Genomic DNA, 13,598 nt, shown 5'->3' with positions numbered 1-13,598 from the left:
CGCGGGGAATGCGAGGTCAGCCCCCACCGGCCCGCAGCCGACGCTCGACCGCAAGTGGAACCCCCGTCGCCCCGTCAAGAGCGCCCGCGAGGGTCCGGTAGAGTTCTCGCGTCGGCGAGAGCCGTACGCGCCGCTAGCTCAGTTGGTTAGAGCAGCTGACTCTTAATCAGCGGGTCCGGGGTTCGAGTCCCTGGCGGCGCACACGACGAAGAGGCTCCTCGCGACAGCGAGGAGCCTCTTCGCGTATGGCCGAACCCTTACGGCCCGCTACCCTCTCGCCATGGCGCGCGACCTCCAGGAGCGGATCAAGAAGCTCATCATCGACCGTCGGCTGCCCTCGGGTGCCGTACTGCCGACCGAGCCCGACCTCATGGAGCTGCTCGGCGCCAGCCGCAACTCCGTGCGCGAGGCTCTCAAGGCTCTCCAGGCGATGGGCATCGTCGAGATCCGCCACGGCTTCGGCACGTACGTCGGGCCGATGTCCATGGCGCCGATGATCGAGGGCCTGGCCTTCCGCACGGTCGCCGGGCACTACCGGGGCGAGGACAGCCTCCTGCAGCTTCTGGAGCTGCGCGAGGCGGTGGAGACCGGGCTGGTCTCCCGGCTCGCGGGCCGGGTACCGCCGGACGACCTCGCCGCCCTGGACGCACTGGTCGACCGCATGGAGGCCGAGGCCGCCGTCGGCACGGGCCTCGCCGAGACCGACCGCGCGTTTCACGCCACCCTTCACCGCGGTCTGGGCAACGTGCTGCTGAGTGAACTCCTGGAGGCGTTCTGGGACGCCTTCCACCGCGTACGCACGGACCTCGCGGAGCTGCCGCAGGACCCGAAGGTCACCTGCCGGCAGCACCGGGAGATCCTCGACGCGGTGCGCTCCGGTGACGCCGTCAGGGCCGAGGACGCGATAAGAGAACACTTTGGCAACATTCGTACGCGCTTGACCGCAACAGCACCAAGCGGGACCATCAGGCACCCCAATGAGCGCGTATGACCGGTAAACACCGTGTTTCGCATCTTGCGATCATGACGGACGGCGTAGAACCCTGGGCTACAAGAGGCTGCGGTTACAGCGCAGTTGGGGGCTTGGAACCGGTTGCGTCCGAAGGCGGGGATTGGGGCCCCGTTCATGAACGGATGCCGAGGGGGGCATCATGCAACCGGAGGGCGGCTTCACCATGTCTATAGGGTATGTGGATGATGTGGTGCCAGGGGCCTGCTGTTGATACGCCTGTGAATGTCTAGGGGGACACGAGCCGGCGAACGGAACAACGAGCACGCGACATCTCGCGTGTGGGGGGAAGACTCATGACGTCGACGCCGACGGGCGCCCGGCAGAACTCCGATCCGTCCGAGACCACCCAACTGAGGGTGCCGTCACAGACACGGACCGGTACTTTCCGGAGAATCAAGAAGAATCTGCCGAGATACGACTACGAGCACTACAGCCGGCTCGCAGGTCCTCTCACCCAACCCGATCCGACCAAGCCGTACAAGGTGCAGTACCGCACGCTGCTCTCGCAGGAGCCGCACCGGCTGCGCGCGGCCCTGATGCTGGGCGCCGCGCCACTGCTCTCGGTCGTGCTGCTCGCCTGGCTGCTCCAGCCCTCGCACTGGACCGAGCGGGACTATCCCGCCTACGACTTCCTGCCCGCGCTGGACATCGTGATGCTGGTCTCGATCGGTCTGATCGAGCTCTTCCGCTGCATGAACGTGCTGTCCAACGCGCACGCCACGCTGGTCGCCCGCGACCCGATCCCGGTGGTTCCCGAGACCGGCACGAGAGTGGCCTTCCTCACCTCCTTCGTGCCCGGCAAGGAGCCGTTGGAGATGGTGACGAAGACCCTGGAAGCCGCGGTCAAGATCCGCCACCGCGGCCTCATGCACGTCTGGCTGCTGGACGAGGGCAACGACCCCGAGGTCCGGGAGGTCTGCGAGCGCCTGGGCGTGCACCACTTCTCCCGCAAGGGCGTCGCGAAGTGGAACCAGCCCAAGGGCCCGCACCGCGCCAAGACCAAGCACGGCAACTACAACGCCTGGCTGGACGCGCACGGCGACCACTACGACTTCTTCGCCTCCGTCGACACCGACCACGTCCCGCTGCCCAACTACCTGGAGCGGATGCTCGGCTTCTTCCGCGACCCGGACATCGGCTTCGTGATCGGCCCGCAGGTCTACGGCAACTACGACAACCCGATCACCAAGGCCGCCGAGTCGCAGCAGTTCCTGTTCCACGCGCTGATCCAGCGGGCGGGCAACGCCTACGGGTCACCGATGTTCGTGGGCACCTCGAACGCCGTACGCATCAGGGCGCTGAAGCAGATCGGCGGTCTGTACGACTCGATCACCGAGGACATGGCGACCGGTTTCGAGATCCACCGCGCCAAGAACCCTGCGACGGGCAGGAAGTGGCGCTCGGTCTACACCCCGGACGTCCTCGCGGTCGGCGAGGGCCCGAACGCCTGGACGGACTTCTTCACCCAGCAGATGCGCTGGTCGCGGGGTACGTACGAGACGATCCTCAAGCAGTACTGGAAGGGCGCCTACTCGCTGCCGCCCAGCAAGTTCTTCAACTACACGATGATGATCATCTTCTACCCGATGTCGGCCCTCAACTGGATCCTGGCCGCGCTGAGCTGCGCCCTGTTCCTGGGTCTCGGCGCCTCGGGTGTGAACATCGACCCGGCGATCTGGCTGATGCTCTACGGCAACGCCTCGGCGCTGCAGATCGGTCTCTACGTCTGGAACCGCCGCCACAACGTCTCACCGCACGAGCCGGAGGGCTCCGGCGGTGTGGCCGGCATGATCATGTCCGCGCTGTCGGCGCCGCTGTACGCGAAGGCCCTGATCGACTCGATGCTGCGGCGCAAGAGCAAGTTCGTGGTGACCCCGAAGGGCGACTCCGCGAGCCCGGACACCTGGTTCGGGACGTTCCGCTACCACTGGTACTTCATCGCGATCTTCAGCGGTTCGATCACCGCCGGTTTCGTCTACGGCCACGCCCACCCGGCGATGATCATCTGGGCGTCGTTCGCGCTGCTCATCACGGCCTCGCCGATGTTCGCCTGGCGCTGGATGATGCGGCAGGACAAGAAGGGCAGGAAGCACCGGCACGGGTCTCCCCAGGAGCCCCCGGCGCCCGTGCAGGACAGCCTGATCCCCCACCAGCCCCAGCAGTCTCCGGCCGCCCCGCACACGCCCCAGCACAAGCCGAGCTGGGCGTCGGGCGGGGGCACCGACCAGACCGTGCAGATCGCACTCGGGGGGCAGCGCCATTCGTCCGGGGGCTGAGGCCGGCGGCGATCGCGCCGCGCACCTCGTGCCCCGGGCCGGAGATGTCCTCCGGGCGCCGCCGACCACCACGACAAGTTAGACGGGAAATGAAGTGAAAGACGGTTCCAGCCGCCGCCGCGCCCGCCGCATCGCGATAGGTGCGGCAGTGGTGCTTGCGCTGGCCGGGATGAACGGACCCGCGCTCTACCGCTTCGGGTCGGAGCAGTACCACGAGTACAAGATCAACAGGCCCGAGTACAAGGCCGACAACGGCAAGTGGGACGTGGTCGAGTTCCCGGAGGAGTTCCGGCTCAACACCATCCACGCCGCGCTCCTGCACACGGGCAAGATCCTGCTGATCGCGGGCTCGGGCAACAACCAGGACAACTTCGACGCGAAGAAGTTCGACACGCGCATCTGGGACCCGGTCAAGAAGACGATCAAGAAGGTCCCGACGCCGGCCGACCTGTTCTGCACGGGCCACACCCAGCTGCCCAACGGCAACCTGCTGATCGCGGGCGGCACCAAGCGGTACGAGAAGCTCAAGGGCGACATCACCAAGGCGGGCGGCCTGATGGTCGTCCACAACGAGAACCCCGACAAGCCGATCACCCTGCCCGCCGGCACCCGCTTCACGGGCAAGGAGAACGGCAAGACGTTCGTGTCGAAGGACCCGGTCAACGTCGAACGGGCCAAGAAGGTCTTCGACCCGGCGACCGGCAAGTTCCTGCGCAACGAGCCGGGGCTCGGCCGTATCTACGTGGAGGCGCAGAAGAGCGGCGCCAAGTACGAGACGGGTACGCAGGACAACTACCGCGTGCAGGGCCTGTCGGGCGCCGACACCCGCAACACGTACGGCATCGCCGAGAAGCTCGCCCTCGACAAGAAGGACTTCCAGGGCATCAAGGACGCCTTCGAGTTCGACCCGGTCGCCGAGAAGTACATCAAGGTCGACCCGATGAACGAGGCGCGCTGGTACCCCACCCTCACCACGCTGTCCGACGGCAAGATCCTGAGCCTCTCCGGCCTGGACGAGATCGGCCAGCTGGTGCCGGGCAAGAACGAGGTGTACGACCCGAAGACCAAGAAGTGGACGTACACCAAGGGGATCCGGCAGTTCCCGACCTATCCGGCGATCTCCCTGATGCAGAACGGCAAGCTGTTCTACTCGGGCGCGAACGCCGGCTACGGGCCCGACGACGTCGGCCGTGACCCGGGCGTCTGGGACCTGAAGACGAACAAGTTCAAGAAGCTCCCCGGCCTGTCCGACCCGAAGCTCCTGGAGACCGCGGGCACGGTGCTGCTGCCGCCCGCGCAGGACGAGAAGTACATGGTCATCGGCGGTGGCGGGGTCGGCGAGTCCAAGAAGTCCAGCAAGAAGACCCGCATCATCGACCTGCTGGCCGACGACCCGAAGTTCGTGGACGGGCCCGAGATGGAGAAGGGCACGCGCTACCCGCAGTACTCGATCCTGCCCGACGACGACGTGCTGGTGTCCGGCGGCTCGGAGGACTACCGCGGCCGCGGCGACTCCAACATCCTCCAGGCCCGGATGTACGACTCGAAGAGCAACGAGTTCAGGCGGGTCGCCGACCCGCTGGTGGGGCGCAACTACCACTCGGGGTCGATCCTGCTGCCCGACGGCCGCGTGATGTTCTTCGGCTCGGACTCGCTCTACGCCGACAAGGCCAACACCAAGCCGGGCAAGTTCGAGCAGCGGGTCGAGATCTACACGCCGCCGTATCTGTTCCAGGGTTCGCGGCCGACGCTGTCCGGCGGCCCGAAGACCATCGAGCGCGGTGAGTCGGCGGCGTTCTCGACGCAGCACGCCTCGTCGATCAAGACGGCCCGGCTGATCCGGCCGAGCGCGTCGACGCACGTCACCGACGTCGACCAGCGGTCGATCGCGCTGGACTTCGAGAAGACGAAGGACGGCATCGAGGTCACCGTCCCGAAGAGCCGCAACCTCGTCGAGTCCGGCTGGTACATGCTGTTCGTGACGGACGACCAGGGCACCCCCAGCAAGGCCCAGTGGGTGAAGATCCCCTGACCGACCGGGAGCCGACGGCTACGTGACTGGGGGCGCCCTCCGCTTCGGAGGGCGCCCCCAGTCACGTACTCGACCAGTGCGGCCCGCTGCCCACCGGGCCTGCCCACTGGCTCTACTTACTGGCCTTCGCGAGTTTCAGCGCGTACTCCGGCCACCACTGCCCCGCCTTCGGCCCGTCCTTGCACGTGCCGTCGGACTCGCCGGGCCGCTTGACCCACAGGTAGGCGTCGACGAGCTCGTCCCCGGTCTTCGTCGTGGGCGACTCGCCCAGCGCGCGACCCGGCGGGTTGCACCAGTTCTCCTTCGGATCGCCCTCCGTATACGGTCCGTTGCCGTTGCGGCTGGTGTCGATCACGAACGGTTTGTTGCCGACCTTCGACGACAGCTCCTTGCCGTACTTCGTGCTGTCGGCCGTCGTGTAGAAGTTGGAGACGTTGACCGAGAAGCCGTCGGCCGCCTCGACGCCCGCCAGCTTCAGCGGCTCGGCGATGTCGTCGGACTTGCCCCAGCCCGCGTTGCCCGCGTCCAGGTAGACCTTCGTGTTCTTCAGGGACTTGAGCTTCTCGACCGCGCCCCGCAGGAGGTCGTAGCGCTCCTCGTGGAACTCGTCCGGAGTGCAGCCGTCCACCAGGTGCAGGACGGCGTCCGGCTCCAGGATCACCGAGGCCGCGCGGTCGCCGATGCCCTTGGCGACCTGGTCGATGAAGGCCCGGTACGCGTTCCCGTCCGCGGCGCCGCCGCCGGAGAACTGGCCGCAGTCGCGGTGCGGGATGTTGTAGACGACGAGGAGCGCGTCCCGGTCGGCCTTCGTCGCGGCCTCGGTGAAACCGCGTGCCTCCTGCTCGGCGTTCTCCGGAGTCAGCCACTCCCCGGTGGGCTGCTCGGCGATCGTACGGATCAGTTCGGCGTCCTTGTCCTTGCCGTCCTTCGCGTAGGTGGCGACCTGCTCGGCCGCGTTCCCGTCCGGGTTCACCCAGAACGGGTCCTTGTCCTTGGGCTGCTGGCTCATCCTGGCGCCCGGCTCGTCCTTCTCGCCGTCGCCGCCCGAGGAGGAACACCCCGCGAGCAGCAGCACAGCTCCGGCCACCGCCACGGACGCCCTGGCCCCGGCCCCCCTGCTCCCGTACATCGAAAACTCCCCCTCGGGTGCACCGTCCGAAGCACCAATCCTGACATACCCGCCGAGGCGCCCACGCCCGCAGTCATTCCTTGTCGGTCAGCTGTTACAGCCCCTCGCGACGGGGTTCGGCTCCCGGCGGCCGGACAGGGCGGACATTCGACGCGGTGCCGCGCCCGGGGCCGCCGTCCGGCCACCGTGCGGCTGTCCTGCCGGGATGCCGGGGAGCCGGGCCCTGGGCACACAAAGCGCGTCCGTGCCGCGGCCAGCTGCATGGATTACGCAGTGCCACCGTCACGGGACTTGGCGTCATACAGACCCTAGGCCGGAACGCTCATACGTTCTAGAGTCTTCCCAGACGGCCCCGGCCCCGGCTGTCGGATCATCCGTGCGTACTCCGACGGGCCCCCGAACCTCCCGTGCCGGTCGCCGGGTTACTCCCGCAGCCCGTGCGCGCACGGTCGAGGACCAGCCCGGTCGACGACTCCGGGGGGAGCGGGTCGTCGACCGGGCCAGGTGCCGCTCGAAGGCGGGCGGCTCACAGGCCGGTGCCGCTGAGGTACGCGGAGACGACCACGTTCGCCGTGTAACTGCGGCTGTCCCGGTCGAAGGAGCCGCCGCAGGTGATCAGGCGCAGTTCGGCGCGGCCGGTCTGCCGTGTCCCGTACACCTTCTGGGCGTCGAAGCGGTCCCGGGCGAAGACCTGGACGTCCTCGACGGTGAACTCGGCGACCGTCCCGTCGTCACGGATGACCCGGACCGTCGCGCCCGGCCGCACCTCGCTGAGGTGGTAGAAGACGGCGGGCCGCGTCTCGGTGTCCACGTGCCCGACGAGCAGCGCGGTCCCGGCCGCCCCGGGCCGTGCGCCGCCGCCGTACCAGCCGACGGTTCCGGGCTGTCCGTACGGCGGCGGGTCGATCGCTCCGCGCCGGTCGAGCCCGCGGGTCACCACGGGTGCCTGCACGCCCAGCGCGGGTATGTCCACGCGCTGCGGGCGCGCGTCACCCAACGGCTCGACCGCGGGCGGCAGTTCGACGCCGAGCGGCCGTCCGACGGCTGCCACGTCGCCGGTGGTCGGCGAGGATATGCCCTGGCGTACGTCGGTGACCTCGCGGCCCCACAGCCACAGCCCGAGCAGCAGCAGCGCCCAGGCCACTCCCATCAGGAGCCGGCCGCTGCCGGGGGTGCGTTCCCGGTCTTCCCGGTGGTTCCGGTCGGACATGGCCGCTCAGTCCGTACGGCGGCGCCCCCGGCGGGCGCTGCTGACCGCGACGGCGACGGCGGCGACTGTGGCGAGGACCAGGCCGACGACCGCGTGCCGGGTGCCGGGCCCTTCCGACTCGGCCTCGGCTGCGGCGAGCCGGGCGGAGCCGCCGCCGCCCGCCTGCACGGGCGCGACGGGGGACGCGGGCGCGGCGGGCGACGCGGCGGGGTCCTTGCGCTTGTCCTGCTCGTCCTTGCCCTGCTCGTCCTTCTCCGGCTTCTTGCGCTGCCCCTTCTCGACGACGGTGACGGTGCCCTTGACCTTGTCCTCGAAGCCGTCGCAGGTCACCTTGACGTCGTACGTGCCGGGGTCGAGCGTCGAGCGGACCCGGGTCTCGCCGGTCAGGGCACCGGGCTTCCCGGTGAGCTGCGCGTCGGCGACGAACGCCTCGGACGCGGCGGTGCCGGACATCCCGGTGCAGCCCTTGACCCGCAGCTGGATGTCGCTGCCGGGGGCCGGGGACCCCGGGGACACCCGGACGCCTCCGTCGGCCGCGTACGCGACCGGGGTGAGCGCGGCGGCGGCCACCGCCCCGGCGCAGAGAGTGAGTCGCAGTGAACCCATCGTGAACCTCCAGATACCTGGAGCGTCCTCCCCGGGGCACGCGGGCGCATCCGGGGAGGGGGCCCGCTGCTCCGTACGGGTGGCCGTCCGAGGGGCTCAGACGCGCTCGACGAGGTCCGCGATGGAGTCGACGACCGTGGACGGGCGGTACGGGTACTTCTCGATCTCCGCGGGCGTGGTGAGACCGGTGAGGACGAGGAAGGTCTCCATGCCCGCCTCCAGGCCGGCCAGGACGTCGGTGTCCATGCGGTCACCGATCATCGCGCTGGTCTCGGAGTGCGCCCCGATGGTGTTGAGTCCCGTCCGCATCATCAGCGGGTTGGGCTTGCCCGCGAAGTACGGCTTCTTGCCGGTCGCCTTGGTGATCAGCGCGGCGACCGCACCGGTGGCGGGCAGCGCGCCCTCGGCGGACGGGCCGGTCTCGTCGGGGTTCGTGGCGATGAAACGGGCGCCGTCGTTGATCAGCCGCACCGCCTTCGTCATGGCCTCGAAGGAGTACGTACGGGTCTCGCCGAGGACCACGTAGTCGGGGTCGTGGTCGGTCAGCACGTACCCGATGTCGTGCAGGGCCGTGGTCAGGCCCGCCTCGCCGATGACGTACGCGGTGCCCTCGGGGCGCTGGTCGTCCAGGAACTGGGCGGTTGCCAGGGCGGAGGTCCAGATGTTCTCGACGGGCACGTCCAGGCCCATCCGCCGCAGCCGGGCGTGCAGGTCACGGGCCGTGTAGATGGAGTTGTTGGTGAGGACCAGGAAGGGCTTCCCGGACTCCCTGAGCTTCTTTATGAAGGCGTCGGCGCCGGGGATCGGCACGCCCTCGTGGATGAGCACCCCGTCCATGTCCGTGAGCCACGATTCGATGGGCTTGCGCTCTGCCATGTGCCGTCTCCTGCCGTACGCGTGCTGCGTGAGCCGTGCGGGTGTGCCGTGCGGAATGTGCCGTGTGCGGGGACGCCGTCACGGCGGTGTGCCGACGTCACCAGACACAGCTGTGTGCCGACGCCCCCAGACTAGCCATCCGCTCGATCTTGGTGGAGGGGGCGGGACGGTGCGTGGAGCGGCAGGAGAGGTGCGGGGAGGGGCGGGAGAGGTGGCCCGGGTGCGGGGACCGGCCGCGCGGGTCAGCGCCTGCGGCGTGCGGCGAACACGGCGGCGGCGCCCGCGCCCAGGAGCAGCAGCGCGCCGGCCCCCGCGGCGAGGGCCGCGCGGGGCGAGTCGCGGCCCGTGCGGGCCAGCTCCTCGGCGAACGGGATCGCGTCCGGTACACCGTCGGGATCGCCCTGCCGGTTCCCGTCGCCGGGCCGCTCGCTCTCCCGCGCTCCCGCCCCTTCGTCGTCTTCGCCGACGATGCGGAACCGGTAGTCGTTCGACTGGCCCACCCAGGCGCCGTCGTCCTCGTGCCGCTGGACGACGGCGGCGTTGGCGACCACGTCGTTGGCCACGGCCTCCGAGGTGACCGCGAGCCTCATCCTGACGGAGAGGGTCTTGCCGGGGGCCACGGTGAACCCCGGGAAGTCGTCCTTCCCCGTGGAGCCGAGCACTCCGATGTGCTCGTCCTCCTCGGTCCGTTCGAAGGTCACGGGGCGGGGCCGCTCCCCGTCGTAGAACTCCAGGCGCGGCTGCTTCGACGTCAGCGCCCGCTTCCCGTCCACCAGGACGACGACGGGGTGGATGTTCCCGCAGGTGGAGTCGGTGGTGTTGGTGAGGTCGATGTACCAGGTCCGGAACCCGCCTCCGGCGTCGTAGGTGTCCGGTCCGCCGTGGATCCGGGTGCGAACGGGAAAATCCCGCTTTCCGGACGAGGCGCACGAGGCCCGGCCGGGTTCGGGCCGGCCGACGTGACGGTCGGACGCGGACGGGGAGAGGGCCTGCGCGGAGACCTGCCCGGCGGGCACGGAGAAGAGGGCGGCTGCAGCGCTTACGGCAAGAGACACGGGCTTGCTCAGTCGCATGGACACGGGAGCCTGCCAGGGGGCACGGGCCGCCGACCCCGGCACGCCGAGGACGACGCCCGTCCGGACGCGTCGATCCACCCGCTCGGTCCATCACACCGACCGCCCCGACCGCTTCCGAGGCATCGGCGGCCCCGTCAGGGGCGTGGGGAACTGCGCGACCAGCCCTCCACCACCCACACGTCACATCGGACCCGCGGAAGCGATTGCGCGAAGAGGGCACCCGCACCCCTCATTCACGCCTCCGCCCTCCCGAACAGCGGCGCCAGCAACAACTGAGCCGCCCCCTCCGCCACCACCCCCTCCCCACCGGAGACACCCCGCACGGGCACGGCCCCGGGCCCGTCCCCGTCCTCGCGCCGCGCGCGGCCACGGGCGCGGGCCCGGGCGTCCAGCACGGCCGCCACCCCCCGCACGAACCGCTCCGGCTCGGCGGCGACCGTGCGCCCCCCGAGCAGTACGAGGTCGATGTCGAGGAGCCCGACGAGGTTCGCGGCGCCTTCCCCGAGGACACGTGCCGCCTCGTCGATGTCGCCCCGGGCCACGGCCGCGAGGCAGAGCACCTCCACACAGCCCCGGTTGCCGCACGGGCAGGGCGGCCCGTCCAGCTGGACGACCTGATGTCCGAACTCCCCCGCCCCGGTCCTGGCCCCGCGATGCACTGCCCCGCCGAGTACGAGCCCGGCCCCCAGCCCCGTACCGAGATGCAGGTACGCGAAGGATCCGACCTCGCCCCCGACGCCCCGGACCGCCAGCCCGAGCGCCGCGGCGTTCGTGTCCTTGTCCAGCACGACAGGCACCCCGAGCCGCCGCGCCAGTGCGTCCCGCAGCGGAAACCCGTCCCACTCGGGGAACCCGGTCACCCGGTGCAGCACGCCGTGCGTGTGGTCGAGGGGGCCCGGCATGGCGACACCGACACCGAGGACGGTGGACTCGGCAGCGGGCCGGTTCCTCCCGGCCCCGGCCCGCCCCGAAGCGCCCGCAGCCCCCGCCCGCAGCCCTTCCACCAGCACCCTGGCCTCGCTCACGACCGTCTCCAGCACGGCCACGGCTCCGGCTCCCAGACCGAGCCCGGTCCGCCGCTCCGCCACGACCGCCCCGGTGAGGTCGACCAGAACCGCCCGGAGCTCGTCCCGGTCGAGATGCAGTCCCACCGCGTGCCCGGCCTCGGGCACCAGCCGCAGCACGGTCCGTGGCTTGCCTCCGGTGGAGGCCTGCCGTCCGGCCTCGGTCACCAGGCCGTCCTCCCGCAACCGGGCGGTGATCTTGCTGACGGCCTGCGGGGTCAGCCCCGTACGCCCGGCGAGTTCGAGGCGGCTCATCCCCGCCCGCCCGGCCCGCCGCAGCAGGTCGAGCAGCAGCGCGGCGTTGTGACTGCGCAGCGCGAGCAGGTTCGCCCCGGCCGCACCCGGCAGCCCTGCCACGGACGACCCGGCCGCCGCGGAGGTCCCGGGCGTCCTGGCCGCCGCGGTCACCTGGGGCACCCGGTCCGGCCCGGCCTCCGAAACCGCCCCGGAACCGTCCCCGATCCCGGAACCGGCCCCGGCCCCGGCCCCGGCCCCCTCCCCAATCTCGGACTCGACCCCGATCCCGTCGTCGCCCCCGGTTCCGGCTCCAGCCTCAGCTCCGGCCTCAGCCACTCGGATCCCTCCCCATCGCTCGCGTCCACACCCCATTGTTCCCCGCGCTTGCACTTTGGCAACAGCGTTGCTTAAGTGGGTTGCATGACTGGCACAGGATCTGGCACCTCCCCCGGCGCGGGCCCCGTCCGCAAGGCCCCCTTCCGCGTGGGCCTCGTCGGCTACGGTCTCGCGGGCTCCGTCTTCCACGCCCCGCTGATCGCCGCCACCGAGGGACTCACCCTCGACACGGTCGTCACCGGGAACCCGGAGCGGCAGCAGCAGGCGAAGGGCGAGTTCCCGGACGTACGGATCGCGGCGGCCCCCGACGAGCTGTGGCAGCGCGCCGACGAGCTGGACCTCATCGTCATCGCGTCCCCGAACAGGACACACGTGCCGATCGCGAAGGCCGCCCTCGAGGCGGGCCTTCCGGTCGTCGTCGACAAGCCGATCGCGGGCACGGCGGCGGAGGCCCGCGAGCTCGCCGCCCTCGCCGACGAGCGCGGCCTGCTGCTCTCCGTCTTCCAGAACCGGCGCTGGGACAACGACTTCCTGACGCTGCGGCAGCTGATCTCCGAGGGCGACCTCGGGGACGTCTACCGCTTCGAGTCCCGCTTCGAGCGCTGGCGCCCCCAGCTCAAGGGCGGCTGGCGCGAATCCGGCGACCCGGCAGAGATCGGAGGTCTGCTGTACGACCTCGGCAGCCACCTGGTCGACCAGGCGCTGGTCCTCTTCGGCCCGGCGGCCACGGTGTACGCGGAGTCGGTCGTACGCCGCCCGGGTGCCGAGGCCGACGACGACACGTTCATCGCGATCACGCACACGAACGGCGTCCGCTCCCACCTGCACGCCTCCGCGACGACCGCCCAGCTCGGCCCGCGTTTGCGCACGCTGGGTTCGAAGGCCGGTTACGTGAAGTACGGCCTCGATCCCCAGGAGGCCGCCTTGCGCGACGGCGAGCGCCCGGTCGCGGGCCGCGAGAAGGAGTGGGGCGTCGAGCCCGAGGAGCTGTGGGGCCGCGTCGGCTCCGGAGAGTCCCCGTCGACAGGCGGCGGCACTCCGGTCCCGACCCTCCCCGGCACGTACCCCGCGTACTACGCGGCCGTCGCCGCCGCCCTGAGCGGCACCGGCGAGAACCCGGTCACCGCGCTGGAGGCCGCCGCAGCCCTGGACGTCCTGGAAGCCGCGCACCGCTCGGCCCGCGAGAACGTGACGGTGACCCTGTGACCACGCCCACCGCACCGACCGTCGCCGAACTGGAGGAGCAGGAGCGCCGGCTGACGCTCCCCCGCTTCACGTACGAGGACGCGTGGAGGCTCGGCACGCTGCTGGTCGAGCTGGCCCGCGAGCGCGAGGCCCCCGTCGCGATCGACATCCGCCGCGGCGGCCAGCAGCTCTTCCACGCCGCGCTCCCCGGCTCGACCCCGGACAACGACGCCTGGATCGACCGCAAGCGCCGAGTGGTCGAGCGTTACGCCGCCTCGTCGCTCCTGGTGGGCACCCGTTTCCGCGCCAAGAACACCACTTTCGAGGACTCCTCCAGCCTGGACCCGGACACCTACGCGGCCCACGGCGGAGCCTTCCCCCTCACGGTCGAGGGCACAGGAGTCATCGGCACGGTGGTGGTCTCGGGCCTCCCCCAACTGGAGGACCACGCAATGGTCGTAGAGGCCCTGGAACACTTCATGAGGCCCGCACCCCGCTAGGCAGTGCGGAGCCCACCGCGCCCCCCTCTTTGGGGGGGGCGCAACCCTTTAGGGGCGCG

At 70.5% G+C, this 13,598-nt stretch carries 11 protein-coding genes and 1 tRNA gene; 6 read left to right on the top strand and 6 right to left on the bottom strand.

The genetic code is table 11. The annotated features are described in order from the left end of the window. The first annotated feature begins 127 nt into the window (after nt 1–127). The 4 genes from O1Q96_RS06725 (at nt 128) to glxA (ending at nt 5,320) form a co-directional block, all read left to right on the top strand. Nucleotides 128–201 (top strand) — tRNA-Lys (locus O1Q96_RS06725). 79 nt (nt 202–280) lie between these two features. Then, nucleotides 281–991, top strand: coding sequence for a FadR/GntR family transcriptional regulator (locus O1Q96_RS06720; protein WP_269247284.1), 711 nt, complete (start codon nt 281–283; stop codon nt 989–991). 314 nt (nt 992–1,305) lie between these two features. Further along, nucleotides 1,306–3,288, top strand: a complete 1,983-nt coding sequence (locus O1Q96_RS06715) for a glycosyltransferase family 2 protein (protein ID WP_269247283.1) — start codon at nt 1,306–1,308, stop codon at nt 3,286–3,288. Between the two features lie 94 nt (nt 3,289–3,382). After that, nucleotides 3,383–5,320 carry a radical copper oxidase GlxA gene (glxA, locus tag O1Q96_RS06710; RefSeq protein WP_269247282.1) on the top strand — a complete coding sequence of 646 codons (1,938 nt, stop codon included), beginning with the start codon at nt 3,383–3,385 and terminating at the stop codon, nt 5,318–5,320. 112 nt (nt 5,321–5,432) lie between these two features. On the opposite strand, the gene O1Q96_RS06705 is transcribed toward glxA, so the two are convergent. The 6 genes from O1Q96_RS06705 to O1Q96_RS06680 all read right to left on the bottom strand — a co-directional run bounded on the left by O1Q96_RS06705 (nt 5,433) and on the right by O1Q96_RS06680 (nt 11,638). Continuing rightward, the gene (locus O1Q96_RS06705; RefSeq protein WP_269247281.1) at nt 5,433–6,449 is read right to left on the bottom strand and encodes a glycoside hydrolase family 6 protein; all 1,017 of its coding nucleotides are present in this window, start codon (nt 6,447–6,449) and stop codon (nt 5,433–5,435) included. Nucleotides 6,450–6,975: 526 nt separating this feature from the next. Further along, on the bottom strand, nt 6,976–7,659 hold the full coding sequence (locus tag O1Q96_RS06700) for a class F sortase (protein WP_269247280.1): 684 nt from the start codon (nt 7,657–7,659) through the stop codon (nt 6,976–6,978). A gap of 6 nt (nt 7,660–7,665) precedes the next feature. Next, nucleotides 7,666–8,265, bottom strand: coding sequence for a hypothetical protein (locus O1Q96_RS06695; protein WP_269247279.1), 600 nt, complete (start codon nt 8,263–8,265; stop codon nt 7,666–7,668). A gap of 96 nt (nt 8,266–8,361) precedes the next feature. After that, entirely contained in the window at nt 8,362–9,141 is a 780-nt protein-coding gene (locus tag O1Q96_RS06690; RefSeq protein WP_217455048.1) for an HAD-IIA family hydrolase, read from the bottom strand. A gap of 242 nt (nt 9,142–9,383) precedes the next feature. Then, nucleotides 9,384–10,214: a hypothetical protein gene (locus tag O1Q96_RS06685; RefSeq protein ID WP_269253509.1), complete on the bottom strand. Its 831-nt coding sequence runs from the start codon at nt 10,212–10,214 to the stop codon at nt 9,384–9,386. Between the two features lie 236 nt (nt 10,215–10,450). Then, a complete protein-coding gene (locus O1Q96_RS06680) occupies nt 10,451–11,638 on the bottom strand; it encodes an ROK family transcriptional regulator (RefSeq protein WP_269253508.1) in 1,188 nt (395 codons plus the stop codon). Nucleotides 11,639–11,938: 300 nt separating this feature from the next. On the opposite strand from O1Q96_RS06680, the gene O1Q96_RS06675 reads away from it, so the two are divergent. Beyond that, nucleotides 11,939–13,060, top strand: coding sequence for a Gfo/Idh/MocA family oxidoreductase (locus tag O1Q96_RS06675; protein ID WP_269247278.1), 1,122 nt, complete (start codon nt 11,939–11,941; stop codon nt 13,058–13,060). Further along, on the top strand, nt 13,057–13,539 hold the full coding sequence (locus O1Q96_RS06670; protein WP_269247277.1) for a heme-degrading domain-containing protein: 483 nt from the start codon (nt 13,057–13,059) through the stop codon (nt 13,537–13,539). Before O1Q96_RS06675 ends, O1Q96_RS06670 begins: the two co-directional genes overlap by 4 nt. Nucleotides 13,540–13,598: the final 59 nt, after the last annotated feature.

The sequence above is a fragment of the Streptomyces aurantiacus genome (assembly GCF_027107535.1).
GTDB lineage: Bacteria > Actinomycetota > Actinomycetes > Streptomycetales > Streptomycetaceae > Streptomyces.
This window is presented reverse-complemented; position numbering and strand designations above follow the sequence as displayed.